Consider the following 25876-nt stretch of genomic DNA (forward strand, 5'->3'; position numbering starts at 1 on the left):
GTCAGCGCTCGTAGGTCACGAAGCTGTAGCCGACGCCGCCTTGCGACATGTGGCGCTCGCGCGCCGTCTCGCGCCAGCCGGGGCCGAGCTCCGGCGCATGCACGTCGCCCTCGAAGTCGGCGTCGATCTCGGTGACGACCGCAAGGTCGGCGCGCGGGATCGCCAGGCGGAAGATCTCGGCGCCGCCGGTGACCCAGGCCACGTCGGCGCCCGCGCATGCCGCGATGGCTTCGTCCAGCGTGCCGGCGCGGTCGGCGCCCGGCGCCTGCCAGGCCGCGTCGCGCGTGATCACCACGTTCCTGCGCCCGGGCAGCGGCCGGAAGCGGGGCGGCAGGGACTCCCAGGTCTTGCGCCCCATGATCACGGGGGCACCCAGCGTGGTGCGCTTGAAATGCGCCAGGTCTTCCGGCAGGTGCCAGGGCAGGGTGCCGTCCCGGCCGATGACGCCGTTGCGGGCGCACGCGTAGATGAGCCCCAGCTTCATGCGCTCACACGGCCACTGGCGCCTTGATCGCGCCGTGGCTCTGGTAGTCGAGCACTTCGAAGTCCTCGTACTGGTAGTCGAAGATCGAAGCCGGCTTGCGCCGGATGTTCAGCGTGGGGTAGGGGAAGGGCGTGCGCGAGAGCTGCAGCTCCACCTGTTCGTGGTGGTTGCTGTAGATGTGGCAGTCGCCGCCGGTCCAGATGAAGTCACCCACCCCCAGGTCGCATTGCTGCGCCATCATGTGCGTGAGCAGGGCGTAGCTGGCGATGTTGAAGGGCACCCCCAGGAAGATGTCGGCGCTGCGCTGGTACAGCTGGCACGAGAGCTTGCCATCCGCGACATAGAACTGGAAGAACGCGTGGCAAGGCGCCAGTGCCATCTTGGGGATGTCGGCGACGTTCCAGGCGCTCACGATGATCCGCCGCGAGTCCGGGTTCGTCCTGATCGTCTTCACCGCCTCGGCGATCTGGTCGATGTGGCCGCCGTCGGGCGTCGGCCAGCTGCGCCACTGCACGCCGTACACGGGGCCGAGGTCGCCGTCCTCGCGCGCCCATTCGTCCCAGATGGTCACGCCGCGTTCGTTCAGCCACTTGTTGTCGCTGGAGCCCTGCAGGAACCACAGCAGTTCCTGGATGATGGAACGCAGGTGCACCTTCTTGGTGGTCACCAGCGGGAAGCCTTCGTTCAGGTCGAAGCGCATCTGGTAGCCGAAGACGCTGCGCGTCCCGGTGCCGGTGCGGTCGGTCTTGGGCGTGCCATGCGTGTACACATGGCGCATGAAGTCCTCGTACTGCGAGCGGACGGGGCGGGCGGCGGTCATGGCGGGATTATCTCAATCGACGGCCGGAACGACCCGCCCGGGATTGAGCAGGTTCTGCGGATCCAGGGCTTTTTTCAGGGCCTGCATCATCCGGATCGCCACCGGTGACTTGTACTCCGGCAGCTTGCCGACCTTCAGGCCGCCGACCCCGTGCTCCGCCGAGATGGAGCCGTCGAAGCGCTTGACCTGGTCGTACACCAGCGTGTTCACCTGCTCCTCGTGGTCGCGCAGGAAGGCCTGCAGGTCCCCGCCCACCGGCGCCTGCACGTTGTAGTGCAGGTTGCCGTCGCCCAGGTGGCCGAAGTTCACCAGGCGCACGCCGGCGATCTCCTTTTGCAGCAGCGCGTCGGTCTCGGCGCAGAAGGCAGGGATGCGCGACACGGGCAGGGAGATGTCGTGCTTGATGTTCAGCCCCTCGTCGGCCTGCGCGAGCGGGATCGACTCGCGGATGTGCCACAGGCCGTGTGCCTGGGCGATGTTCTCGGCGACCACCGCGTCCGTCACGCAGCCGTCTTCCAGCGCCGACTCCAGCAGCCGCTCGAAGGCGACGCGCGCATGGGCCTCCGACTCCTGGTCGGAGTTCTCCAGCAGCACGCAATACGGAAAGTCCTTGAACAGGGGCACGCGCAGCTGCGGATAGTGCTTGTCCACCAGGCCCAGCGCGAACTGGCCCATCACCTCGAAGCCGGTGAGGCCCGCACCCAGGTGCTTTTGCGCGAGGCCCAGGAGGGTGACCGCGGCCTCCATGGACGGCACGGCCGCCCAGGCGGTGAGCGTCGCTACCGGCAGCGGGTACAGCTTCAGGGTGGCGCCGGTGATCACCCCCAGCGTGCCTTCGCTGCCGATGAACAGGTCGCGCAGGTCGTAGCCGGTGTTGTCCTTGCGCAGGCCCGACAGGCCGCTCCACACCTCACCCTGGGCCGTCACCACTTCCAGGCCCAGGCACAGATCGCGCGTGTTGCCGTAGCGAAGGACCTGGGTGCCGCCGGCGTTGGTGGCGAGGTTGCCGCCGATGGTGCAGCTGCCTTCGGCCGCCAGGCTCAGGGGAAACAGCAGGCCGGCGTCCTCCGCCGCCTGCTGCAGGTTCTGCAGCACGCAGCCGGCGTCCACCGTCATGGTCAGGTTGGCGGGGTCGATGGCGCGGACCTTGTTCATGCGCGTGAGGCTCAGCACCACCTCGCGCCCGGATGCGTCGGGCACGCCGCCCACCACGAGGCCGGTGTTGCCTCCCTGGGGCACGATCGGCGTGCCCGCCTGCGCGCACGCGCGCACCACCTCGGCGACTTCCCCGGCGGAGCCGGGGCGCACCACGGCCAGGGCCTTGCCGCGGACGCGCTTACGCCAGTCCTGCTCCCAGGCGCCCAGGTCGCCCTCGGTGAGGACGTTGGCGGCGCCGACGGCGGCCCGCAGGCGGTTCAACAGCTCTTGGTTCATCTGGCACTCCGCAGTCGCATGCGCACGTGCAATCCGCATGCGGCGAAAAGGATCAGGGACAGGGCGATCTCCAGCGCGGCGGGCCAGCCTTCGTTGGCCCGAACCACGCCTTCCATGAAGTACGGCCACACCAGCAGGCTCACCCAGCGGTAGGTGTACATGCGGCGCTTCAGCAGTCCGGCGACCGGCAGGCACAAGGGCAGCACCTTCACCACCCACAGGCTGGGACGGGCGGGCAGCCAGAGCTCCCAGGCGAGCCCCAGGACGATCAGCCCCAGCACGCTGGCGACGGCGGTCCACCGGGTGGCTTCGACGGCGGGGGGAACGGCGACTTCGGGGCTGTGCATGCAGATGGCATGATACCGAGCGATGGACGTACGACAGTTGCTTGCCGACCTTGCGCGCTTCCCCTGGCTGCCCACGCTGCAGACCCTGCGCGAGCGCGTCCGCGAGGACCGCCTGGGGCTTTCGGCCAGCAGCCTGACCTTCACGACCACCATCGCGCTGGTCCCTTTCTTCACCGTGGCGCTGGCGGTTTTCACCGCCTTTCCCATGTTCGGCAAGATGCAGTCGAACCTGCAGGCCTGGCTGGTGCAGAGCCTGGTGCCGGAGGCGATCTCGCGGCAGGTGCTGGGCTACCTGACGCAGTTCGCCGGGAAGGCGAGCCGCCTGGGCGGCCTGGGGTTTGCCGCGCTGCTGGTCAGCGCGATCGCCCTGGTGCTGACCATCGACCGCACGCTGAACAACATCTGGCGCGTGCGCCGCCCACGGCCGTTGGGCCAGCGCGTGCTGATCTACTGGGCGGTGATCACGCTCGGGCCGGTGCTGCTGGCCGCCAGCCTGGGCACGACCTCGTACCTGGCCTCCGCCAGCCGGGGCATGGTCTCGGGCCTGCCGAACCTGCTGGCCTTCCTGCTGACGGTGGTGGAGTTCGCCGTGCTGGCCGCGGCGTACACGGCCTTGTACCGCTACGTCCCCAACACGCCGGTCAAGCGGGCCCACGCGTTGGCCGGTGGCGTGTTCGCGGCCGTGGGCATCGAGTTGGCCAAGCGCGTCCTCGCCTGGTACATCGGATCGGTGCCGACCTATTCGATGGTGTACGGCGCGTTCGCGACCGTGCCCATCCTGCTGGTGTGGATCTACATCGCCTGGCTGATCGTGCTCATGGGTGCGGTGATCGCCGCCTACCTCCCCAGCCTGCTGGCGGGCCCGCGCCGGCGCCCGGGCACGCACGGCTGGCAGTTCCAGCTTGCGCTGGAGATGCTGCAGCACCTGCAAAACGCCAAGGCGAGCGCACGGCGCGGGATGACGGCCATGGAGCTGGGAGCGGCGATGGGAGTCGACGTGCTGCAGCTGGAGCCGGTGCTGCACACGCTCGTTCAGCTGGACTGGGTCGGGCGGCTGAACGAGCTGGACGACAACGTAGGCACGCGCTACGTGCTGCTGGCCGACGCCAAATCGACGTCGCTGGAGCCGCTGATGCGGCACCTGCTGCTGCCGGCGAGCGAGGCGACGGCGAAGTTGTGGCAGTCGGGGCGGCTGTCGGCGTTGTATCTGGCGGATGTGATTTGAGGGGCCGGCCGAACTACCCCAGCGCGAACGGCGCCCGCAGGAACCCCCGAAACCGAGCGCGTCCGCCCCGCGTCGGTGCCTCCGTCAGCCGGTAGCGCGGAAATCGCGCCAGGAACCGCCCGGTCGCGACCCGCCCTTCCAGCCGCGCGAGGCTCAGGCCCGCGCACTGGTGGATCCCGAACCCGAACGCCAGGTGGCGGTTGTCGTCCCGGCGCAGGTCCAGCACGTCCGGCCGATCGAACTGCGCCGGATCCCGGTTCGCCGCGCCTATGCACAGCGTCACCAATGCGCCTTGGGGCAGTGCCACGCCGCCCACCTCGCACGGGCACAGCGCCCGCCGGTTCCCCAGCTGGTTGGAAGATTCGAAGCGCAGGAACTCGTCGACGGCCAGGGTCATGGCCTGCTCGTCACCGGTGACGGCCACGAGCTTGGCCTTCTCCTGCGGCCACTCCTGGAGCGCGCAGAGGGCATTGCCGATCAGGTTGGTGGTCGTCTCGTGCCCCGCATTGAGGATGAAGATGCAGTTGTGCAGCAGCTCGGACTCCGACAGCTGTTCGCCGGCGGCTTCGCCCTGGACCAGGCGCGTGAGCACGTCGTGCTCCGGGTCGCCCGGACGGCGGCGGCGCTCCGCCACCAGCACGCGCAGGTAGTCCACGAATTCGCGCACGCTGCGGTTGCCCAGTTCTTCCTGCTGCGGCGTGAGCCGGGGCTCCAGCGCGCCCAGGATGGCGAGCGACCAGCCGCGCAAGGGACCGCGCTGCGCATGCGGCACGCCGAGCAGGTTGCCGATGATCTCCACCGGGATGGCCGCAGCGAAGTCCTCGACCAGGTCCCCGCCGCCCTTGGCCGCGATGGCGTCCAGCAGCTGGTCCACCAATCGCACCAGCCCCGGCTCCATGTCGGCGATCGCACGCCGGGTCAGCGCGCCCATGATCAGCTTGCGCACGCGCGTGTGCAGCGGCGGGTCGTTGAACACGAGGCTGGTCGTGTGGTGCTGCAGCAGCGGCGCGCCTTCACCGTACTTGGGAGTGAACTCCACCTTCTTGTCCGAGCTGAAGCAGTGCGCGTCCCGGTACACCGCCATCAGGTCCGCGTGCCGCGTGAGGAACCACGAGCCGTCCGGCATCCGGCGCACCGGCTCGTCGGTGCGCAGCACGTCGTAGACGGGATAGGGATTCGCGTAGAAGTCCGCCGGCAGCGCCCGCAGGTCGAAGGACGCCGCGATCTCGCGCGCGCGCTGCGCGGACATGGGCGGCGTGACCTGCACGGCCTAGTCCTGCAGGAAGTCCCGCAGCGCGAACAGCACCGCGTCCGGTGCCTCGGTCATCATCTGGTGGCCGCCGTCGACGAGCACCGTCTTCGCGTCGCGCGCCTTGTGCTGCAGCGCGGCCGCCGCCCTGGGCGGCGTCATCGCATCGTTGCGCCCCAGCAGGAAGAGCACAGGGCATTGCACTTTCGCGATCGCCGCCTCGCCCCCGGCATAGGTGTCGCAGGCCACGAAGCCGCGGTGGAACACGTTCACCTGCGGGTTGCTGGCCAGCACGCGCTTCATCAGCGCGCGCGATCCGCCATACAGCCAGGTGCCCGGGCCGAGCGCCGACGGCGGGGGCGCCAGCAGCGAATGGGAGAACACGTTGACCATGTGGATGGCCTTCAGCGGCTGCTGCTGCGAGTTCTCCAGCAGCGCGGGCGACACCTTCATCGGGCAGGCGACACCGACCAGTGCCAGCCGCGTCACGCGCTGGGGCGCGCGCGCAGCGGCGTCCAGCACCGTCAAGGCACCGAAGCTGTGGCCCACCAGCGCCGCCTTCTCCACCTTGGCCGCATCGAGCAGCGCGAGCACGAAGTCCGCGGCTTCCTCCACGCTGCGTGGCGGCTCCCCCGCGCTCTTGCAGTGGCCGGGCAGGTCCGGCGCCAGCACGTTCCACCCGTGGTGGGCGAACCAGCGCGTCTGCAGGATCCAGACGCTGTGGTCGTTCAGCACGCCGTGCACGAAGACCACGGTGGGCTTGGCCGCATCGAAGGCCTTGCCGCCCGTGTAGCAGAAGGTGCGGGCGCCGTTGACGGTGAGTTCCATGTCAGGCCTTCTCCGCCGCACGCAGGGCGCGCTTCAGGTCGTCGATGAGGTCCGCCGGGTCTTCCAGCCCGATCGACAGCCGGATCGTTCCCGGACCGATGCCGGCGCTGCGCAGCGCCTCGTCCGTCATGCGGAAGTGCGTGGTGCTCGCGGGGTGGATCACCAGCGAGCGGCAGTCACCGACGTTGGCCAGGTGGCTGAAGAGCTGCAGGGCCTCGATGAAGCGCTTGCCTTGTTCGCGGCTGCCCTTCATGTCGAAGCTGAACACGGAACCCGCGCCCTTGGGCAGCAGTTTCTGGGCGAGCGCGTGGCTCGGGTGCGACTCCAGCATCGGGTGGCCCACGCGGCCGACGAAGGCGTGCGAGGCCAGGAACTCCACCACCTTGCGCGTGTTGGCCATGTGGCGGTCCATGCGCAGCGGCAAGGTTTCGATGCCTTGCAGGATGAGCCAGGCGGTGTGCGGGCTCATGCTGGCGCCGAAGTCGCGCAGCCCCTCGCGGCGCGCGCGCAGCAGGAAGGCGCCGACGGTGGACTCCTCGGAGAACACCATGTTGTGGAAGCCGTCGTAGGGGGCGGTGAGTTCGGCGAAGCGGCCCGAGCGTTCCCAGTCGAAGCTGCCGCCGTCCACCACGACGCCACCGATCACGGTGCCATGGCCGGACAGGAACTTGGTCGCCGAGTGGTAGACCAGGTCGGCGCCGAGGTCCAGCGGCTTCATCAGGTAAGGGGTCGTGAAAGTGGAATCCACCAGCAAGGGCAGGCCGGCGTCGTGCGCCACCGCGGACACGGTCGGGATGTCGAGCACGTCGAGGCCGGGGTTGCCCACCGTCTCGCCGAACAGCAGCTTGGTGTTCGGCCGGACCGCCGCGCGCCAGCCGTCGATGTCGCCGGGCTTGACGAAGGTGGTCTCGATCCCGAAGCGGCGCATCGTGTAGTGCAGCAGGTTCTGCGAGCCGCCGTACAGCGCCGTGCTGGCCACGATGTGCGAGCCGGCGCCCATGAGCGTGGCGATGGACAGGTGCAGCGCGGCCTGTCCGCTCGCGGTGGCGATGGCGCCGATGCCGCCTTCCAGCGCGGCCACGCGCTGCTCCAGCACGGCATTGGTCGGGTTGCTGATGCGGGAGTAGACGTGGCCGGAGCGCTCCAGGTTGAACAGGGCGGCGGCGTGGTCGCTGGACTCGAAGACGAAGGAGGTGCTCAGGTGGATCGGCACCGCGCGGGCGCCGGTCGCGGGGTCCGGCGCGGCCCCCGCGTGCAGGGCCAGGGTGTCGAATCCGGGGTCGGAGTAACCGGGCATGGGGTGCATCCCTCCTGTGGTGCAGGCCGGGATTGTGGGCTATATTCCCCTGAACCCGTCCGGGGGAAAGTCCGGCCGGACGAAGGAGACAGGCATGAAGGTCAGCGACATCCTGCGCGTGAAGGGCAACACCTTGTACACGGTGTCGCCCGAGGAGCCCCTGGCGCGCGCCATCGACATCATGGCGGAGAAGGACATCGGCTCCCTGGTCGTGATGGACCACGGCGACCTGACGGGCATGCTCACCTTCCGCGAGGTGATCTCGTGCATCGTCGCCAACCAGCACACGGTGGGCGAGACCATCGTGCGCACGGCGATGGACGACCACCCCCTGACCTGCACCATGGAAACCGAGCTCGACGAAGTGCGCCGCATGATGCTGGAGCGCCATGCCCGCTACATGCCGGTGATGGACAAGCGCATGCTCATGGGCGTCATCAGCCTGTACGACGTCGCCAAGGCCGTGGTGGACAGCCAGAACTTCGAGAACCGCATGCTCAAGGCGTACATCCGCGACTGGCCCTCCTCCGAGGATTCGCAGCCGACGGCGTCGCTCTAGGCCGCGCGTGCCCCTCGTCCCTGCCCTCCGCCCAGAGGGGAGAGGGAGAAACAGCCGATAATCTTGCCCATGAGCGGCAACACCTTCGGCACCCTGTTCGCGGTCACCAACTTCGGCGAGTCGCACGGGCCTGCCATCGGTTGCGTCATCGACGGGTGCCCGCCCGGCATGGAATTGTCCGAGGCGGACATCCAGACCGACCTGGACCGCCGCCGTCCCGGCACCAGCCGGCACGTCACGCAGCGCCAGGAAGAGGACAAGGTGGAGATCCTCTCCGGCGTCTACGAAGGCCGCACCACCGGCACGCCCATCTGCCTGCTGATCCGCAACACGGACCAGCGCAGCAAGGACTACTCCGAGATCGCCCGCAAGTTCCGTCCCGGGCATGCCGACTACACCTACCTGCAGAAGTACGGCCTGCGGGACCCGCGCGGCGGCGGCCGGTCCTCGGCGCGCCTGACGGCCCCCATGGTCGCGGCCGGCGCCGTCGCCAGGAAGTGGTTGCAGGAAAAGCACGGCACCACCTTCCGCGGCTGCATGCAGCAGATCGGCGAGATCGTGATCCCCTTCGAGAGCTGGGAGCACGTGCCGAACAATCCCTTCTTCGCGCCGGTCGCCGACTTGTCGGAGCTGGAGGCCTACATGGACCGGCTGCGCAAGGCCGGCGACTCCTGCGGCGCGCGCATCCGCGTCACCGCCAGCGGCATGCCGGTGGGCCTGGGCCAGCCCTTGTTCGACCGGCTCGACGCCGAGATCGCCTACGCCATGATGGGCATCAACGCCGTCAAGGCCGTCGAGGTCGGCGCGGGCTTCGGCAGCGTCGTGCAGCGCGGCTCCGAGCACGGCGACTCGCTGACGCCGGACGGCTTCGCCACCAACAACGCCGGCGGCGTGCTGGGCGGCATCAGCACCGGCCAGGACCTGGAAGTGTCCATCGCCATCAAGCCGACCAGTTCCATCATCACGCCGCGCGACAGCATCGACGTGGACGGGCAGGCCACGCAGGTGATCACCAAGGGCCGCCACGACCCTTGCGTCGGCATCCGCGCGACGCCGATCGCCGAGGCCATGCTGGCCCTGGTCGTGATGGACCTGGCGCTGCGCCACCGCGCCCAGTGCGGCGACGTGGCCATGCCCTTGTCGCCCATCGCCGCCTCCGCCCGCTGAATGTCCGGGCCGGGCGCCGCGGCAGGCATCCGCCAGCTCGTGCCGTTCGCCGCGCTCTCGGCGACCTACTTCGCCCACATCGGCTTCTTCAATCCCTACCTGCCGCTGTGGCTCAAGTCCCTGGGGCTGCCCATCACCGTGATCAGCCTGCTGGCCTCGGTGCAGTCCTTCACGCGCGTGTTCGCGCCCTACGCCTGGGGCGCGCTGAGCGACCACACGGGCGAGCGCGTGAAGCTGCTGCGCTTCAGCGCCCTGGTGGCGCTCTGCGCTTCGGCGGGCCTGTGGCTGCCCGGCGAAGCGTGGTGGATCGCGCTGGTCCTGCTGCTGCTGTTCACGCACACCAGCTCCATGATGTCGCTGACCGAAGCGGCCATGGCGCAGCTGGTGGCCGGTGACTGGGGGCGCTACGGGCGCGTGCGCCTCTGGGGTTCCGCCGGCTTCATGGTGACGGTGTTCGCGGCCGGCGCCTGCTTCGAGCGCTTCGGCATGGGCAGCTTCCCCGCGTGGACGGCGGCCACGCTGGCGGGCGTGCTGGCCTGCACCTGGTGGCTGCCGAACGTGAAGGAGGCCGCGCACCCCGGCCATCGCGCGCGCGAACCGGTCGCGCCCGTGCTGCGCCAGCCGGTGGTGCGCTGGTTCTTCGCTTCGCTGTTCTTCCACGTCATGGCGCACTTCGCCGTGTACGGCTTCCTGTCGCTGTACCTGGACGCGCTCGGCTACAGCAAGGCGACGATAGGCGCGCTGTGGGCCGTGTCGGTGGTCGTGGAGATCGCCTGGTTCTACGGCCAGGGGCGCCTGATCGGCCGCTTGTCCATGGAGCGCTGGCTGGTGGTCTGTGCCGCCGCCACGGTGCTGCGCATGGGCATCACGGCGGGCCTGGGCGGCTGGCTGGTCGCACTGTTCCTGGCCCAGGTGCTGCATGCGCTGACCTTCGCGACCCACCACACGGCCTGCATCGCGATGGTCAGCCGCCATTTCCCGGGCCGCCTGCGCGGCCGCGGGCAGGCGCTTTTCACCGTGACCGGCTACGGCTTCGGCGGCGTGCTGGGCGTCCTGGCCGGCGGCGCGATCGCTGCGCGCTGGGGCTTCGAGGCGATCTTCGCCGCCGCGGCCGGACTGGGCCTGCTGGCGATGCTGTGCGGCCTGCGCGTTCGCCGGCTGGACGCCGCGGCCGCCCCCGTCTGACGCCGGGTCCGGCAGGGCGGGGCCGGGCAGGAATTCGGGGATCCGCCACAATGCACCCCATGGTCAAGGCGGCACGGCTCCTGCGCTACCTCTGGGCGGCACCGTACACCGTGCTCGGCCTGCTGCTGGGCAGCGTCGCGGTGCTGGCCGGCGCGAAATGGCGCAAGCACCACGGCGTCATCGAGGTCTTCGGCGGGCGGCTGGGCCGCGCCATCGCCTCGCTGCCGCCCGCGCTCGGCTTTTCCGCGATGACGCTCGGGCACGTCATCCTGGCCGTGGACCGGTCGGCCCTGGCCCAGCTGCGGCTGCACGAACACGTCCACGTGCGCCAGTACGAGCGCTGGGGCCCCTTTTTCCTGCCGGCCTACTTTGGTTCCAGCCTCGTGCAGCTGCTGCGTGGGCGCAACCCGTACCGGGAAAATCACTTCGAGCGGCAGGCGTACGCGGTGGTCGCGGAGCGCCGGCGCCTGCTGCGCGACAGCACGCGCGGCTGATTCCCGTCCAGCCCGGTTTCGCGTCATCATGGTGGCGTTGAAGGAGAACGCGCAATGAACAATACCCAGGCACCGGACGGGGGCCGCCTCATCGATCTCACCAACCAGACCGACGTGCAGTTCTGGTGCCGGGTCTTCGACGTGAGCATGGACCAGTTGCGCGACGCGGTGCACCACGCGGGACACAAGGTCGAGGACGTCGAGCGCTACATCCGCGAGAAGCACACCAAGGCCACGTGAATCCGCCCGTGCCCCGGTAGGCCGGCTCCGACAGCGGCGTCCGGCGGTTTCTGCGGCCGGCCACGCCCAGGCGCCGCCACGATGGAGGTTTGCCACAGGAGCCTCCATGGACCAGAACAAGCCGGGCGCGCGGGAGAACGCGCGCAGCCAGAGCAACGAAGCGACCGCCGAGAAGCAGCGGCAGATCCAGCGCGAGCAGGACCGCAAGGAGCCCGCCGAGGGATCCGGCGGCCATGACAAGGGCCCGCCGCGCACGAGCAAGCGCAACTACCCGAGCGACATGCCGGCGCAGCACCTGCGCAAGCCCGGGCAGGAAGCGGACATGGAACTCAAGCCGCAGTTCATGGCGCCCGACTACAAGGGCAGCGGCAAGCTCGAGGGCATGACCGCCCTGATCACCGGCGGTGACTCGGGCATCGGCCGCGCAGTGGCCGTGCTCTATGCGCGCGAAGGCGCGGACGTGGCCATCGTGTACCTGTCCTCGCACGACGACGCGCAGGAAACCCGGCGCTGCATCGAGAAGGAAGGGCGCAGGTGCCTGCTGATCGCGGGCGACGTCAAGGACTCGGCCTTCTGCAAGGAGTCCGTGGAGAAGACCGTCAAGGAATTCGGCCACCTGGACATCCTGGTGAACAACGCCGCCTTCCAGGAGCACGCGCATTCGCTGGAGGACATCACCGACGAGCGCATGGAAGAGACGCTGATGACCAACATCGCCGGCTACATGCGCATGGCCCGCGCGGCGCTGCCGCACCTGAAGGAAGGCTGCTGCATCATCAACACGGGCTCGGTCACCGGACTGAGGGGCAGCGCCAAGCTGCTCGACTATTCGGCGACCAAGGGCGCCATCCACGCCTTCACCATGTCGCTCGCCTCCGCCGTGCTGGAAAAGGGCATCCGCGTGAACGCGGTCGCGCCGGGTCCCGTGTGGACGCCGCTCAATCCGGCCGACCAGAGCAGCAAGGAGATCGTCGAGTTCGGCAAGCAGACCGACTTCAAGCGCCCGGCCCAGCCGGAGGAGCTGTCGCCCGCCTATGTGTTCCTGGCCTCGCCGGCGTGCTCCAGCTACATCACGGGCATCGTCCTGCCGATCACGGGGTCTGTCGGTTCTTGACAGAATGGGGGCATGAAAGCCCTCCACATCGACTTCGTCTCCGACGTCGCGTGCCCCTGGTGCGCCGTCGGCCTCGCCTCCCTCGAGCGCGCGCTGCAAAAGCTCGATGGCGAGGTGGCGGTGCAGATGCGCTTCCAGCCCTTCGAGCTCAACCCGCAGATGGGCCCCGAAGGGCAGGACGTGACCGAGCACATCCAGCAGAAGTACGGCGCCACGCCGGAACAGCAGCAGAAGAACCGGGAGGCGATGGCCGAGCGCGGCGCGGGCGTGGGGTTCACGTTCCGCAAGGAAGGGCGCGGGCGGATCTGGAACACCTTCGACGCGCACCGCCTGCTGGCGTGGGCGGGCGAGCTGGGGGCGCAGCAGCAGCGGGACCTGAAGATGGCGCTGCTGCAGGCCTATCACGGCGAAGCGCGCAATCCTTCGGACCGCGCGGTGCTCGCGGAGATCGCCGCGTCGGTCGGCCTCGACCGCCAGGAAGCGGAGCAGATCCTGCAAAGCGACCGGTATGCCAAGGAAGTGCGCGAGGCCGAACGGCACTTCCAGCAACTGGGGATCCAGGCCGTGCCGTCGGTGATCGTGAACGACCGCCACCTGATCCAGGGTGGCCAGCCGCCCGAGGTGTTCGAGCAGGCCTTGCGGCAGCTGGCGGCGCAGGAAGGGTGAGGGGGCGGGCGCGATGGCGCTGGCCGTGCAAGCTCAATGCCCGCCCGCCGCCCGCGCCAGCTTCACGCAGTAATCCAGCAGCGCCTCCGTCTCCATCCCCTTGTCGAACACGCCATCGGCGCCCATCGCTTCGCAGCGGTGGCGCACTTGCGGGTTCGCGGTGGCGGTGAGGACGACCACCTTCTTGACCGGGTCGCGCTGCCGCAGCGCCTGCAGCACCCCGAAGCCGCTGCCGCCGCGCGGCTCCAGCACGAGGTCGATGATCGCGATGTCCCAGTGATGCGAGGGATCGCGCAGCCAGTCGGTCGCTGCCTTTTCGGTCGCGGCCCAGCCCGCCGGCTCGATGCCGGAGAGCTCGCGCAACGCCTCGATCAGGCTGTCGCGAATGGCGGGCTGGTCCTCGACCAGGAATGCCTTCAGGGCCAACGGTGTTCCCTCGCGCGGCGGGATCCGCCGCTGCCGGCATTGTGCCCGCGCGCGGCGCGCCCCGGCCATCGCGCGAGGGCGCGCCGTTCGCGCCTCAACCCACCTGCACCTGCACGCGGCGCGGCTTTGCTTCCTCGGCCTTGGGAATGGTCAGGCGCAGCACGCCGTCGCGCAACTGCGCCTCGATGCGGGCCGTGTCGAGCTCGCGGCTCAGCGTGAACTGGCGCCGGAAGGCGGCGCACTGCAGCTCGCCATAGACCAGCTCCATGTCCTCGGGACCGGACGTGGCGGCGGTCGCTTCCAGCACCAGGTTGTCGCCGTCCACCCGCACCTGCAGCTGGTCGCGGGGCACGCCCGGCAGGTCGGCCAGCAGGGTGATCGAGGATTCGTCTTCGTACACGTCCACGGCCGGCACGACGAAGCGCTGTTGCGGCGCCGGCTCGTTGGCGGCCGGGGCGCGCTGGGCGGAAGAAGTCTGCAAGGTGTTGCTCATGGCGGTCTCCTTCAGTTCACTTCGATGCGGCGCGGCAGCGAGGATGCGCGCTTGGCCACCGTGATGCGCAGGATGCCGTCGCGGTAGTTCGCATCCACGCGGGCGGGATCGGCGTCCTCGGGCAGGCTGATCACGCGGCGGAAGCGTCCGGTGAAGCGTTCGTTCGCATAGACGCTGGCGCGCTCGCCCTGCGGCGGCAGTTCGCTCTTGCGGTCCCCGGCGATGACCAGCAGGCCGCGGTCCACCGTGATCTCCAGCCTGGACGCGTCGAGGCCGGGCGCGAGCGCCTGGACCTCCACGGCCGTGGGGGTGATGCCCACGTTGACGGCGGGAAACGTGGCGCCGGCCGTCGAACGGATGCCGGATCCCGCCGTGGGGAACACCTGGTCGAGCATCGATTGCATACGGTTGAGTTCCGCGAACAGGTCCGCGGGCGAATGGAACAAGGCACCCATGCTTTTCCTCCTTTCAGCGCGTCGGGCGATCCCGAGTTAGGGATCGTCCGCGCCACTTTCAAGAGGGGGCTAACGCGCCAGCAGCCCCGGCACGGAGGCGGCCAGCAGGGCGACGCCGCTGGCCGTGAGCAGGCCCAGCACCACCTTGCGGAAGGCGAGGTCGCTGATGCCCAGGTACAGGCGCGCGCCCAGCAGCACCGGCACCAGCACCGCCGGCGCCACCACGGCCAGCAGCGGCCACATGCGCGGCTCCAGGATGCCGGTGGCCAGGTAGCCCCCGAAGGTGACCACCTGCATGGACAGGTTGAAGTTCTGGATGACCGCGCGCTGCCGGTCGCGGTCGAAGCCGCGCACGGTGCACCACAGGGTAGGGACCACGCCGGTGAAGCCCCCCAGGCCGCCCATCACGCCACCCGCGGCGCCCGCCACGGCGTCCCCGGCCGCGCCACCGCGCACGCGCGGCAGCTGCGCGGCGAAGAACATCAGCGGGCAGACGACGATCAGCATCAGGCCCAGCGTGGCCTTGAAGAGGGGCACGTCCAGGCGGGGAAGGAGATAGAGACCCAGGGGCAGGCCCGCGAGTCCGCCCAGCACGAAGGGCAGCAGCGTCTTCCAGTCCCAGCCCCGGCGCACGGTGAGGGCGGCGATCAGCTGCCCCACCAGCGCCCCGAACAGGGACAACGAGGCCGCAAGCCTGGGCTCCAGCGTCCACGCCCAGATGGACATCGCGGTCAGGCCGAAGCCGAAGCCGGAGAGGCCCTGGACGAAGCCCGCGAGGGCGGCGCCGAGGGCGACGGTGAGGATCAGTTCCATCGGCGGCCATTGGAACATGGGATGGTGCGCAAGGCCGCGCCTTGCACACCCTGCGGGTCAGCGAACCGTTCGATCGCCGTCGAACCGTGCATGCAGGGTGTGCAGCTTCGCTGCGCACCAGCGGCGCATCACTCGTACGCCGACATCGGCACGCAGCTGCAGAACAGGTTCCTGTCCCCGTAGACGTTGTCGACGCGGCCCACCGGTGACCAGTACTTCAGCTGGCGGCCCGAGCCGGCCTTCGGGTCGTGCATGGCGGCGCCCACGTCGCGCGGATACGGGCGCGTCCACTGCGCCACCATCAGCGAGTCCGCCGTGTGCGGCGCGTTCTTCAGCGGGTTGTCGTCCTGCGGCCACTCGCCGGCTTCGACGCGGCGGATCTCCGCGCGGATGGCGATCATCGCGTCGACGAAGCGGTCGATCTCCTCCAGCGTCTCGCTCTCGGTGGGTTCCACCATCAGCGTGCCGGGGACGGGGAAGGACAGCGTCGGCGCGTGGAAGCCGTAGTCGATCAGCCGCTTGGCCACGTCTTCCGCGGTGACGCCGGAGCTCTCTTTCAGCGGCCGCAGGTCCAGGATGCACTCGTGCGCGACGTGGCCGTTGGGGCTGGCGTACAGCGTGGGGTAGTGCTCGCGCAGGCGGACACTGATGTAGTTGGCCGACAGGATCGCGACTTCGGTGGCCTGCGTCAGGCCCTGCGCGCCCATCATGCGGCAGTACATCCAGCTGATGGGAAGCACCGCCGCATTGCCAAGGGGCGCGGCCGACACGGCGCCCACGGGATGCGTCGCGAGGCCGCCGGCCTTGTGCCCGGGCAGGAAGGACACCAGGTCCTCCACCACGCACACCGGCCCGACGCCGGGGCCGCCGCCGCCGTGCGGGATGCAGAAGGTCTTGTGCAGGTTCAGGTGGCTGACGTCGCCGCCGAACTCGCCCGGCGCGGCCACGCCCACCAGCGCGTTCATGTTGGCGCCGTCGACATACACGCGGCCGCCGTGCTGGTGCACCAGCGCGCACAGCTCCTTGACCTGCTGCTCGAACACGCCGTGCGTGCTCGGGTAGGTGATCATGATGCAGGCGAGCTTGTCGCTGTGCTGCTCGCACTTGGCCTTCAGGTCGGCCAGGTCCACGTTGCCGTTGTCGTCGCAGGCGGTCACCACCACCTGCATGCCCACCATCTGGGCACTGGCGGGATTGGTGCCGTGCGCCGAGGAGGGGATCAGGCAGACGTCGCGGTGCGACTCGCCGCGGCTGGCATGCCATGCCCGGATGGCCAGCAGGCCCGCGTACTCGCCCTGCGAGCCCGCGTTGGGCTGCAGGCTGATGCCCGCATAGCCCGTCGCCTCGCACAGCCACGCACGCAGCTGCTCGTCGAGCTCGGCATAGCCTTGCAGCTGGTCGCGGGGCGCGAACGGGTGCACGTTGGCGAACTCGCGCCAGGTGATGGGAATCATCTCGCTGGTGGCGTTGAGCTTCATGGTGCAGCTGCCCAGCGGGATCATGCTGCGGTCCAGCGCGAGGTCCTTGTCCGAGAGGCTGCGGATGTAGCGCAGCATCCCGGTCTCGCTGTGGTGCGTGTTGAAGACGGGATGCGTGAGGAACTCGCTGGTGCGACGCAGCTCCGGCGGGATGCCCGGCTCGATGCCCTTCTCGAACGGCGCGAAGTCGGGCAGGGCCTGGCCCGGCCTGGCGAAGATGGACCAGAGCAGCTGGACGTCCTTGCGCGTGGTCGTCTCGTCCAGGGAAATGCAGATGTACTCGCCCCAGTCCTTGCGCAGGTTGACGCGCAGCGCGTGCCCCTTGGCGATGAAAGCGTCGGTGGCCTCGCCCGTGTGCAGCGACAAGGTGTCGAAGAAGCCGGCGGCGCGCGGCTTGTGCCCGAGTTGCTCCAGGCCCTTGGCGAGGATGGCGGTGTAGCTCGCCACCCGCTGCGCGATGCGCTTGAGGCCTTGCGGGCCGTGGTAGACCGCGTACATGCTGGCGACCACGGCCGGCAGCACCTGCGCCGTACAGATGTTGGAGGTGGCCTTCTCGCGCCGGATGTGCTGCTCGCGCGTCTGCAGGGCGAGGCGGTAGGCGGGGTTGCCGTGCGAGTCCACGCTGACGCCGACCAGCCGGCCCGGCATGGAACGCTTGAAGTCGTCCCGGCACGCCAGGTAAGCGGCGTGCGGACCGCCGCATCCCATGGGCATGCCGAAGCGCTGCGTCGTGCCCACCACGATGTCGGCGCCGAACTCGCCGGGGGGCGCCAGCAGCGTCAGCGCCAGCAGGTCGGCGGCGACGATGAAGGCGGCCTGCTTCGCATGCGCCTGCTGCACGTCCGCCTTCAGGTCGTCGATGCGGCCGCTGGTGGACGGGTACTGGGCCAGCACGGCGAAGTAGTCGCCGGCCAGGCGCTGCTTCCACTCCTCGTGCGAATTCGCGAGAGCCACCTCGATCCCCAGCGGCGCGGCGCGCGTCTGCACCACCTCGATCACCTGCGGGTGGCAGTCGCCGGCCACCACGATGGTGTTGCTCCTGCTTTTGACGCTGCGCCGGGCCAGGGTCATCGCCTCGGCCGCGGCGGTCGCCTCGTCCAGCATGGACGCATTGGCGATCGGCATGGCGGTGAGGTCGCACACCATGGTCTGGAAGTTCACCAGCGCTTCCATGCGGCCCTGGCTGATCTCGGCCTGGTAAGGCGTGTAGGCGGTGTACCAGGCCGGGTTCTCGAGGATGTTGCGCAGGATGACGCCGGGCGTGAAGGTGCCGTAGTAGCCCTGGCCGATGAAGCTGCGGAACACCTGGTTGCGCGACGCGATGGCGCGCAGCTCCGCCAGCGCCGCGGCTTCGGTCACCGGCGCCGGCAGCTGCATGCCGTGCGTGCGCGCGATGGAACGCGGCACGATGCTCTCGATCAGCGCGCGGCGCGAGGCCTCGCCGATCACCGACAGCATGTGGCGTTCGTCGGCCTCGTCCACGCCGATGTGGCGGGGGATGAACTCGGTGGGGTTTTCCAGCTCGCCGAGCGGCCGGGCGGATTGCATCAGCATGGGGGACTTGTTCCTGCGACTGTCTCGAACCATGTCATTGCGGGCTTGGCCCGCGATCCACGGGGCGGCGGACCGACCGCCTCATGGACCCCGGCGCGAGGCCGGGACGACACGCTGTCATGCGTTCGTCTTCACGAACTTCCTGTAGTCCGGCTCGTCCATGAGCACGTCGAATTCGCTCATGTCCTTGATCAGGATCTTGAAGAACCAGCCGTTTCCCATCGGGTCCTTGTTGGCCAGCGACGGGTCCGCGCGCAGGTCCTCGTTCACCTCGGTGACCTCGCCGGCGATGGGCATGTACACGTCGGCCGCGGCCTTGACGGACTCCACCACGCCGGAAACCTCGCCCTTCGCATAGCTGCGTCCCACCTCGGGCAGGTCCACGAAGACCACGTCGCCCAGCGCATCCTGCGCGTGCAGGGTGATGCCGACGACGGCGGCCTCGTGGTCCTCGAGCTGGATCCACTCGTGCTCGGGCGTGTACTTGACGGTCATGGGTGTTCTCCTGTCTGGCGGTCTTCAGCCGCGGTAGTAACGGTTGGGGACGAAGGGCATGGCGCTGACTTCCATGGGTACGAGCTTGCCGCGCACCAGCGCCTGCACCCGCTGGCCGACGGCGGCATGGTGCGGGGGCACGTAGCCCATGGCGATCGCCTTGTCGATGGTGGGCGCGAGCAGGCCGCTGGTGACTTCGCCGAGGGCCACGCCTTCGGCGGCCTGCAGCGCGGTGTGCTCGCGCACCGGGATGCGTTCGAGGGCGACGAGCCCCACGCGCTTGCGCGGCAGCGGCACCGTGCCATCGAGCTGGCCCAGCACCTTGTCCGCGCCCGGGAAACCGCCGGCGCGTTCGCCGCCGGTGCGGCGCACCTTCTGGATCGCCCAGTTGAGCGCCGCTTCCACCGGCGTCGTCGTCGTGTCGATGTCGTTGCCGTACAGGCACAGCCCCGCTTCCAGCCGCAGCGAATTGCGCGCGCCCAGACCGACCGGCTTCACCTCGTGCTGCGCGAGCAGGGCGCGCGCCAGCGCCTCGGCCTGCGCCGCGGGCACGGAGATCTCGAATCCGTCCTCGCCGGTGTAGCCGCTGCGGGTGATGAACAGGTCGGCGCCGTTCCAGCGGAACTGCGAACCGGTCATGAACACCAGGTTCTCCACGCCCGGCACCACGGCCTTGAGCGCGTGCACGGCCTTGGGGCCTTGCAGCGCGAGCAGGCCGCGATCGAACATGGGCACGATCTCGCAGCGCCGCCCGACGCGCTCCTGCAGGTGCGCGAGGTCGCCGTCCTTGCAGGCGCCGTTGACGATCACGAACAGGTGGTCGCCGCGGTTGACGAACATCAGGTCGTCGATGATCGTGCCCTCGTCGGTGAGCAGCAGGCCGTAGCGCTGCTTGCCCGGCGCGAGGCCGATCACGTCCACCGGCATCAGGGATTCGAAGGCCGCCGCCGCCTCGGGCCCGCGCAGCTGCAGCTGGCCCATGTGCGAGACGTCGAACAGGCCGGCGCTGTCGCGCGTGTGGCGGTGTTCGGCCAGCAGGCCGGCGGGGTACTGGACCGGCATGCTGTAGCCGGCGAAGGGGACCATGCGCGCACCGAGCTCGAGGTGCAGCGCGTGCAAGGGAGTCTTGCGAAGCTCTTCTGAAGAAGCGGACACGTGTGCTCCACAGGGGCGAGGGACCATCGTACACACGATGGGCGGGCCCCTGCTGTCCGCTTTACCTGAGAGATTCGCCTCGTATCGAGGGTTGCTCCTTCGGTGGGCCGCGGCGGTGCGCCGCGGCCTCTCTCCAGCAAGGTGACGCCCCGAAGCGGGGCGCTTGTCAGTCCTGGGTGCCTGAGCGTTGTTGCGCCTTCGGCGGTTCCGTCGAGCCGGAACTCTCTCCTGACGGCGCGGATTGTAGCCTCACTCCTTCGGCGCGCCCGAATCGCGCACGATGGCCTCGTAGCGCTTGACTTCCGAAGCAGAGAACTTCGCGAACTCGGCCGCCGTGCCGCCCTGGACGATGGCGCCCATGCCCACCAGCTTGTCGTGGATCTCGGGCGTCTTCAGGATCTTGTTGACCTCCGCGTTCAGCCGCGCCACGGCTTCCGGCGGCGCGTTCGCGGGCAGCATCAAGCCGTACCACGCCGAGGCGAGCATCGGCGTGCCGGCTTCCTTGAAGGTCGGCACGTTGGGCAGCGCCGGCAGGCGCTTCTCGGAAGCGACGGCCAGCGGCCGCAACAGCCCGCCGCGGATGCTGCCCAGCGAGCCCGTGTCGATCATCATGTCGATGTGCCCGGCGATCAGGTCCTGGGCCGCCGGGCCGCTGCCCTTGTACGGCACGTGGCGGATGTCGACGTTGGCGGCGGTCTTGAACTGCGCGCCGGCCAGGTGCTGCGAGCCGCCGATGCCGGCCGAGCCGTAGGTGTACTTGCCCGGTGCCTGCCTGGCGGCCTTGACGATGTCGGCCAGCGAATTCCACGGCGACTTGGCGGGCACCACCATCACGTTGGGGATCTCGCACAGCGCCACCACCGGCGTGAAGTCGGCGATCGCGTCGTAGCCGAGCTTGGCGTACAGGTGCGGCGCCGCGGCGTTGGTGGAACTGGTGGCCAGCAGGATGGTGTGCACGTCCTTGTCGCGCACGAACTGCTGGGTGCCGATCACGCCGCCGGCGCCGCCCTTGTTCTCGACGATCACCGGTACGCCCAGGGCCTGGGACAGCGGCTGCGCGAGCATGCGGCCGACCTGGTCGGTGGCGCCGCCGGCCGGCCACGGCACGAGGATCTTCACGGTCTTGTCGTCAGGCCAGGCGGCCAGCGAAGCGGAGGCGGCCAGCGCCAGCACGGACGCGAGGAAGGCGCGGCGGGCGCCGCGGGGGAGGGGGTACTTCATGGAAAGAAATTCACTTGCTGTAGACGAGGTCGCGCAGGCCCAGGGACAGGCCCGGCACGTAGGTGATCACCATCAGGCAGCCCAGCACCACCAGGACGAACGGAATGAGCTGCGTGATGATGCGGTCCAGCGAGATCCTGGCGACCGTGCAGGCGGCGAACAGGTTCACGCCGAACGGCGGCGTGATCATACCCAGGGCCAGGTTCACCACCATGATCAGGCCGAAGTGCACCGGGTCGATGCCGAAGTGCACGGCCACGGGCGCGAGGATGGGTGCCAGCACGATGATGGACGCGCTGGTCTCGATGAACATGCCGATGATGAACAGCGCCAGGTTCACGCCCAGCAGGAACATGGCCGGGCTTTTCAGCACGCCCTCCAGCCAGTGGCCGATCGCCTCCGGCACGCCGGCGCGCGTGATCAGGAACGCGAACAGGCCGGCGTTGGCGATGATGAACATGATCACGGCCGACGAGATGACCGACTTGCGCAGGATGCCGTAAAGCGCGGTGATGCTGATCTCGCGGTACACCAGCATGCCCACCACCAGCGCGTAGAACACCGCCACGGCCGAGGCCTCGGTCGGCGTGAAGATGCCGCCGTAGATGCCACCCAGGATGATCACCGGCATCAGCAGCGCCCAGCCGGCCTGCACGAAGGCCTTGCCGAAGGGCAGCCGGCCGTCGCCGTCGTTCTTGCCCCAGCCCTTGTACTTGCACCACGCCCAGCAGAACAGCATCAGCGCGCCGCCGATCAGGAGGCCCGGGCCGAAACCGGCAATGAACAGTTCGCCGATCGACACCTCGGCGCTCACGCCGTACAGGATCATGGGGATCGAAGGCGGGATGATCACGCCCAGCTCCGCGCTGGTGGCCTGCAGCGCCGCCGCGTAGCTGGTGGGATAGCCGTGCTTGATCAGCGCCGGGATCAGGATGGCGCCGATGGCGAAGGTGGTGGCCACCGACGAGCCCGAGACCGCCGCGAAGATCATGCAGGTCAGCACGCAGGTCATGGGCAGTCCGCCCTGCACGCCGCCGACGATGCTCTTGGCGAATTCGACCAGGCGGCGCGAGATGCCGCCGGTTTCCATCAGGTTGCCGGCCAGGATGAAGAAGGGAATGGCCGCCAGCGGAAACTTGTTGATGGAGTTGAACATCTCCTTGACGGAGATGAGCATGTTGGCGCCACCCACCTGGATGCCCAGGATGGCGGACAGGCCGATCGAGACGGCGACCGAGACGCTGAGCGCGAAGCACAGCACCATGGTGGCGAGCATGGCCGACGTCATTGCGCGGTCTCCAGTTCTTCGCGCATCGGGTCGAGCAGGTTGCCGATGATGCCCAGGATGCAGAACAGGGCGCCCACCGGCAGGGCGAGGTAGCCCCAGAACATGGAAATCGATTCCAGGCCGGCCATCGATTGCACGCGGCCACGCTGGGCGTAGTCCCAGCCGTACCAGAGAATGACCAGGATCAGGGCCATGGAGGCCGCGGCCACCATCCAGTCGAGGAAGCGGCGCAGGCGCGGCGGGCTCCAGCGGTACAGGACGTCCACGCTCACCATCGCGCCGTGGCGAAAGGCCGTGGGGATGCCGAGGAACACCATCCAGATCAGCGCCAGCCGGATCAGGATCTCGCTCCACTCCGCCGGCTGCTCCAGCACGAAGCGGGTGACGATCTGGAACATGCCCAGCGCGCTGGCGACCACCAGCATCGCGCAGGCGCCGGCCATGGACAGGCTGCTGCTGAAGCGCTCGATGCGCAGGAAGGTTTCTTTCACGGGGCCCTCGTTGTTCTTCGCGAAAAGGCCCGCGTGTGCGGGCCTTTCTGTGACATGGCTGGGTGGCCGTCGCGTTACTTCACGGCGCGGATCTTGTCCAGGTTGGCCTTGCCGAACTGCTTCTCGAACTCGGCGTTCACCGGGGCCAGGGCCGCGACGAACTTGCTCTTGTCGACTTCGGTCACGGTCATGCCCTTGGCGCGCAGGTCGGCGACACCCTTGGCGTCGTCTTCGTCCACGCGGGCGCGGTTGGCCTTGGTGCCTTCCTTGGCGGCGTCGAGGAAGGCCTGCTTGTCGGCGGCCGACAGCTTGTCGAAGGCGGCCTTGTTCATCACGAAGATGCAGGGCGAGTAGACGTGGCCGGTCAGCGACAGGTGCTTCTGCACCTGGTCGAACTTGGCCGAGATGATCACCGACAGCGGGTTCTCCTGGCCGTCCACGGTGCCCTGCTGCAAGGCGGTGAACACTTCCGGGAAGGCCATGGGCGTGGTGATGATGCCGAAGCCCTTGTAGGCGGCGATGTGCACCGGGTTCTCCATGGTGCGCATCTTCAGGCCCTTGAGGTCTTCCGGCCCCTTCACGTCCCGCTTGCTGTTGGTCATGTGGCGGAAGCCGTTCTCCGCCCAGGCCAGCGCCTTGAAGCCCTTGCTGTCGAACTTGGTGAGCAGGTCCTGGCCGATCGGGCCGTCGAGCACCGCGCGCGCATGCGCCTTGTCGCGGAACAGGAAGGGCACGTCGAGGATCTTGGTCTCGGGCACGAAGTTCGGCACCGGGCCCGTGGAGGAGAACGCCAGTTCCTGGGTGCCCAGCTGCACCGCCTCGATCGATTCGCGCTCGCCGCCCAGGGCGCCGTTGTAGAAGGTCTGGACCTTGTAGCGGCCGTTGGTGCGCTTCTCGACCTCCTTGGCGAAGGTGTCGATCGCCACGCCCTGGTGCGAGTTCTGGGCGGTGGAGATGCTGATCTTCATCGTCGTCTGGGCGGCGGCCAGCGAGCTGGCCAGCAGGCCGGCCGAGAGGACGGCGAAGAGCCTCGTGTACTTCATGGTGTCTCCTGGTGGGATATGCGTCTTGGACGGCGCATCATGCCGCAGTGCGTCATCGGCTCGCCACGGGAGTAACACCGAGCGCCGCCGCTGCAAACGAAGCGCCGGGCCGGCGCCGCTTGCAAAAAGCTTACATGTTCGTGTAGTTCGGCCCGCCGCCGCCTTCCGGCGTGACCCACACGATGTTCTGCGTCGGGTCCTTGATGTCGCACGTCTTGCAGTGCACGCAGTTCTGCGCGTTGATCTGCAGCCGCTCCTTGCCGTCCTCCTGCACGAACTCGTAGACCGCGGCGGGGCAGTAGCGGCTCTCGGGGCCGCCGAACTTGTGCAGGTTGACGTCCACGGGAACGCTCGGGTCCTTGAGCGTCAGGTGCGGCGGCTGGTCCTCGGCGTGGTTGGTGTTCGAGATGAACACCGAGGACAGGCGATCGAAGGTCAGCTTGCCATCGGGCTTGGGATACACGATCGGCTTGCACTCGGCCGCCGGCTTCAGGTAGGTGTGGTCCGGCCGCTCGCGGTGCAGCGTCCAGGGGATGCTCCCGCGCAGCACGAATTGCTCGATGCCCGTCATGAAGGTCGCCACCGAGCGGCCCTTCTTGAACCACTGCTTGAAGTTGCGCGCCTTGTTCAGTTCCGTGTACAGCCAGGACCGCTCGAACGCTTCCGGGTAGGCCGTGAGTTCGTCGTGCTGGCGGCCGGCCTGCACGGCGTCGTAGGCCGCGCGCGCGGCCAGCATGCCGGTCTTGATCGCCGCATGGCTGCCCTTGATGCGCGAGGCGTTCAGGAAGCCCGCGTCGTCGCCGACCAGCGCGCCGCCCGGGAACACCGTCTTGGGCAGCGACAGGAGGCCGCCGACGGTGAGCGCGCGTGCGCCGTAGCCCAGGCGCTTGGCCGTGCCGCCTTCGAAATACCAGCGGATGTTGGGGTGCGTCTTGAAGCGCTGGAATTCCTCGAAGGGCGACAGGTAGGGATTGGCGTAGTCCAGCCCCACCACGAAGCCGATGGCGATCTGGTTGTCCTCCATGTGGTACAGGAAGGAACCGCCATAGGTCATCTCGTCCAGCGGCCAGCCCGCGCTGTGCAGCGCGAGGCCGGCCTCGTGGCGCGAAGGATCGATCTCCCACACTTCCTTGATGCCGATCGAATAGCTCTGCGGGTCGCGGCCCTCGTCGAGCTTGAAGCGCGAGATGAGCTGGCGCCCCAGGTGGCCGCGCGCGCCTTCGGCGAAGACCGTGTACTTCGCGTGCAGTTCCATCCCGAGCTGGAAGTTCTCGGTCGGCTCCCCGTCCTTGCCGATGCCCATGTTGCCGGTGGCCACGCCCTTGACGGAGCCGTCCTCGTTGTAGAGGACTTCGGCTGCGGGAAAGCCGGGGAAGATGTCCACCCCCAGCGCCTCGGCCTGCTGCGCCAGCCAGCGCACCACGTTCGCCAGGCTGACGATGTAGTTGCCGTGGTTGCCGAAGTTGGGCGGCAGCATGAAGTTGGGCACGCGCCTGGCGCCGTTCTCGCCCAGGAACAGGAAGATGTCCTCGGTCACCGGCACGTTCAGCGGCGCGCCCATCGCCTTCCAGTCGGGGAACAATTCGCCGAGCGCGCGCGGATCGACGATCGCGCCCGAGAGGATGTGGGCGCCGGGCTCGGACCCTTTCTCGAGCACGACCACCGAGATCTCCTTGCCCTCGTCGGCCGCGATCTGTTTGAGGTGGATCGCGGTCGCGAGACCGCCGGGTCCGCCGCCGACGACGACCACGTCGTATTCCATCGCTTCACGGGGGCCGAACTGGGCCAGGATTTCTTCTTGCGTCATGGGGGTCTCGTCGATAATGGTTCGAGCGCGCGCGCGGTCCGTTGCCGC

At 68.9% G+C, this 25876-nt stretch carries 27 protein-coding genes and 2 riboswitches; of the genes, 8 read left to right on the forward strand and 19 right to left on the reverse strand.

Translation table 11 applies throughout. The features are described from left to right. Position 1: 1 nt before the first annotated feature. Genes AC3EGR_RS14235 through AC3EGR_RS14250 form a run of 4 tightly spaced genes read right to left on the reverse strand, consistent with a single transcriptional unit; the run spans position 2 to position 3085 of the window. Positions 2-484, reverse strand: a complete 483-nt coding sequence (locus AC3EGR_RS14235) for a dihydrofolate reductase (RefSeq protein WP_488547146.1) — start codon at positions 482-484, stop codon at positions 2-4. 4 nt (positions 485-488) lie between these two features. Further along, entirely contained in the window at positions 489-1304 is an 816-nt protein-coding gene (locus tag AC3EGR_RS14240; RefSeq protein ID WP_488547147.1) for a thymidylate synthase, read from the reverse strand. 12 nt (positions 1305-1316) lie between these two features. Then, the gene (locus AC3EGR_RS14245) at positions 1317-2738 is read right to left on the reverse strand and encodes an FAD-binding oxidoreductase (RefSeq protein WP_488547148.1); all 1422 of its coding nucleotides are present in this window, start codon (positions 2736-2738) and stop codon (positions 1317-1319) included. Further along, complete coding sequence (locus AC3EGR_RS14250; protein WP_488547149.1) at positions 2735-3085, reverse strand: DUF2069 domain-containing protein; 351 nt, start codon at positions 3083-3085, stop codon at positions 2735-2737. The genes AC3EGR_RS14245 and AC3EGR_RS14250 overlap by 4 nt, the downstream gene beginning before the upstream one ends. Before the next feature lie 22 nt (positions 3086-3107). Here AC3EGR_RS14250 and AC3EGR_RS14255 point away from each other — a divergent pair, with 22 nt between their 5' ends. Then, positions 3108-4310 carry a YihY family inner membrane protein gene (locus tag AC3EGR_RS14255; protein WP_488547150.1) on the forward strand — a complete coding sequence of 401 codons (1203 nt, stop codon included), beginning with the start codon at positions 3108-3110 and terminating at the stop codon, positions 4308-4310. Between the two features lie 13 nt (positions 4311-4323). Here AC3EGR_RS14255 and AC3EGR_RS14260 read toward each other — a convergent pair whose 3' ends face one another. The 3 genes from AC3EGR_RS14260 to AC3EGR_RS14270 are packed head-to-tail and all read right to left on the reverse strand — an operon-like array spanning position 4324 to position 7684. Next, positions 4324-5559, reverse strand: coding sequence for a cytochrome P450 (locus AC3EGR_RS14260; protein WP_488547253.1), 1236 nt, complete (start codon positions 5557-5559; stop codon positions 4324-4326). Positions 5560-5580: 21 nt separating this feature from the next. Continuing rightward, positions 5581-6387, reverse strand: coding sequence for an alpha/beta fold hydrolase (locus AC3EGR_RS14265; protein WP_488547151.1), 807 nt, complete (start codon positions 6385-6387; stop codon positions 5581-5583). A 1-nt stretch (position 6388) separates the two neighbouring features. Then, positions 6389-7684: an O-acetylhomoserine aminocarboxypropyltransferase gene (locus tag AC3EGR_RS14270; protein ID WP_488547152.1), complete on the reverse strand. Its 1296-nt coding sequence runs from the start codon at positions 7682-7684 to the stop codon at positions 6389-6391. A gap of 94 nt (positions 7685-7778) precedes the next feature. Here AC3EGR_RS14270 and AC3EGR_RS14275 point away from each other — a divergent pair, with 94 nt between their 5' ends. The 7 genes from AC3EGR_RS14275 (at position 7779) to AC3EGR_RS14305 (ending at position 13109) form a co-directional block, all read left to right on the forward strand. After that, a complete protein-coding gene (locus AC3EGR_RS14275; RefSeq protein WP_488547153.1) occupies positions 7779-8243 on the forward strand; it encodes a CBS domain-containing protein in 465 nt (154 codons plus the stop codon). Positions 8244-8312: 69 nt separating this feature from the next. Further along, positions 8313-9410, forward strand: coding sequence for a chorismate synthase (aroC, locus tag AC3EGR_RS14280; RefSeq protein ID WP_488547154.1), 1098 nt, complete (start codon positions 8313-8315; stop codon positions 9408-9410). Continuing rightward, positions 9411-10595 carry an MFS transporter gene (locus AC3EGR_RS14285; protein WP_488547155.1) on the forward strand — a complete coding sequence of 395 codons (1185 nt, stop codon included), beginning with the start codon at positions 9411-9413 and terminating at the stop codon, positions 10593-10595. It abuts the gene before it with no gap. A gap of 59 nt (positions 10596-10654) precedes the next feature. Beyond that, the gene (locus tag AC3EGR_RS14290) at positions 10655-11089 is read left to right on the forward strand and encodes a signal peptide prediction (protein ID WP_488547156.1); all 435 of its coding nucleotides are present in this window, start codon (positions 10655-10657) and stop codon (positions 11087-11089) included. 54 nt (positions 11090-11143) lie between these two features. Beyond that, a complete protein-coding gene (locus AC3EGR_RS14295) occupies positions 11144-11329 on the forward strand; it encodes a DUF3606 domain-containing protein (protein ID WP_488547157.1) in 186 nt (61 codons plus the stop codon). Positions 11330-11435: 106 nt separating this feature from the next. Further along, the gene (locus AC3EGR_RS14300; RefSeq protein ID WP_488547158.1) at positions 11436-12443 is read left to right on the forward strand and encodes an SDR family oxidoreductase; all 1008 of its coding nucleotides are present in this window, start codon (positions 11436-11438) and stop codon (positions 12441-12443) included. Positions 12444-12455: 12 nt separating this feature from the next. Further along, a complete protein-coding gene (locus AC3EGR_RS14305) occupies positions 12456-13109 on the forward strand; it encodes a DsbA family oxidoreductase (protein WP_488547159.1) in 654 nt (217 codons plus the stop codon). Positions 13110-13142: 33 nt separating this feature from the next. Here the strand turns inward: AC3EGR_RS14305 and AC3EGR_RS14310 are convergent, their stop codons facing one another. The 12 genes from AC3EGR_RS14310 to AC3EGR_RS14365 all read right to left on the reverse strand — a co-directional run bounded on the left by AC3EGR_RS14310 (position 13143) and on the right by AC3EGR_RS14365 (position 25828). After that, positions 13143-13535, reverse strand: a complete 393-nt coding sequence (locus AC3EGR_RS14310) for a response regulator transcription factor (protein WP_488547160.1) — start codon at positions 13533-13535, stop codon at positions 13143-13145. A gap of 94 nt (positions 13536-13629) precedes the next feature. Beyond that, positions 13630-14028: an Hsp20/alpha crystallin family protein gene (locus tag AC3EGR_RS14315; protein ID WP_488547161.1), complete on the reverse strand. Its 399-nt coding sequence runs from the start codon at positions 14026-14028 to the stop codon at positions 13630-13632. Positions 14029-14039: 11 nt separating this feature from the next. Further along, the gene (locus AC3EGR_RS14320) at positions 14040-14483 is read right to left on the reverse strand and encodes an Hsp20/alpha crystallin family protein (protein ID WP_488547162.1); all 444 of its coding nucleotides are present in this window, start codon (positions 14481-14483) and stop codon (positions 14040-14042) included. A 69-nt stretch (positions 14484-14552) separates the two neighbouring features. Beyond that, positions 14553-15296 (reverse strand): sulfite exporter TauE/SafE family protein, encoded by a 744-nt coding sequence (locus tag AC3EGR_RS14325; protein WP_488547163.1) that lies wholly within the window; start codon positions 15294-15296, stop codon positions 14553-14555. A 128-nt stretch (positions 15297-15424) separates the two neighbouring features. Beyond that, the gene (gene gcvP / locus AC3EGR_RS14330) at positions 15425-18328 is read right to left on the reverse strand and encodes an aminomethyl-transferring glycine dehydrogenase (RefSeq protein WP_488547164.1); all 2904 of its coding nucleotides are present in this window, start codon (positions 18326-18328) and stop codon (positions 15425-15427) included. Between the two features lie 117 nt (positions 18329-18445). Next, positions 18446-18823, reverse strand: coding sequence for a glycine cleavage system protein GcvH (gene gcvH / locus AC3EGR_RS14335; protein WP_488547165.1), 378 nt, complete (start codon positions 18821-18823; stop codon positions 18446-18448). Between the two features lie 24 nt (positions 18824-18847). Then, positions 18848-20005, reverse strand: a complete 1158-nt coding sequence (gene gcvT, locus AC3EGR_RS14340) for a glycine cleavage system aminomethyltransferase GcvT (protein ID WP_488547166.1) — start codon at positions 20003-20005, stop codon at positions 18848-18850. Positions 20006-20020: 15 nt separating this feature from the next. Beyond that, positions 20021-20125, reverse strand: a riboswitch (glycine riboswitch). A gap of 10 nt (positions 20126-20135) precedes the next feature. Then, positions 20136-20219: riboswitch (glycine riboswitch) on the reverse strand. 8 nt (positions 20220-20227) lie between these two features. Beyond that, positions 20228-21199 carry a Bug family tripartite tricarboxylate transporter substrate binding protein gene (locus AC3EGR_RS14345; protein ID WP_488547167.1) on the reverse strand — a complete coding sequence of 324 codons (972 nt, stop codon included), beginning with the start codon at positions 21197-21199 and terminating at the stop codon, positions 20228-20230. A 10-nt stretch (positions 21200-21209) separates the two neighbouring features. After that, the gene (locus AC3EGR_RS14350; protein ID WP_488547168.1) at positions 21210-22487 is read right to left on the reverse strand and encodes a TRAP transporter large permease; all 1278 of its coding nucleotides are present in this window, start codon (positions 22485-22487) and stop codon (positions 21210-21212) included. Further along, positions 22484-22978, reverse strand: coding sequence for a TRAP transporter small permease (locus tag AC3EGR_RS14355; RefSeq protein WP_488547169.1), 495 nt, complete (start codon positions 22976-22978; stop codon positions 22484-22486). The genes AC3EGR_RS14350 and AC3EGR_RS14355 overlap by 4 nt, the downstream gene beginning before the upstream one ends. A 74-nt stretch (positions 22979-23052) precedes the next feature. Further along, positions 23053-24021 (reverse strand): TRAP transporter substrate-binding protein, encoded by a 969-nt coding sequence (locus AC3EGR_RS14360; protein ID WP_488547170.1) that lies wholly within the window; start codon positions 24019-24021, stop codon positions 23053-23055. A 130-nt stretch (positions 24022-24151) separates the two neighbouring features. Continuing rightward, the gene (locus AC3EGR_RS14365; RefSeq protein ID WP_488547171.1) at positions 24152-25828 is read right to left on the reverse strand and encodes an electron transfer flavoprotein-ubiquinone oxidoreductase; all 1677 of its coding nucleotides are present in this window, start codon (positions 25826-25828) and stop codon (positions 24152-24154) included. Positions 25829-25876: the final 48 nt, after the last annotated feature.

The sequence above is a fragment of the Ramlibacter sp. G4-7 genome, from assembly GCF_057784995.1.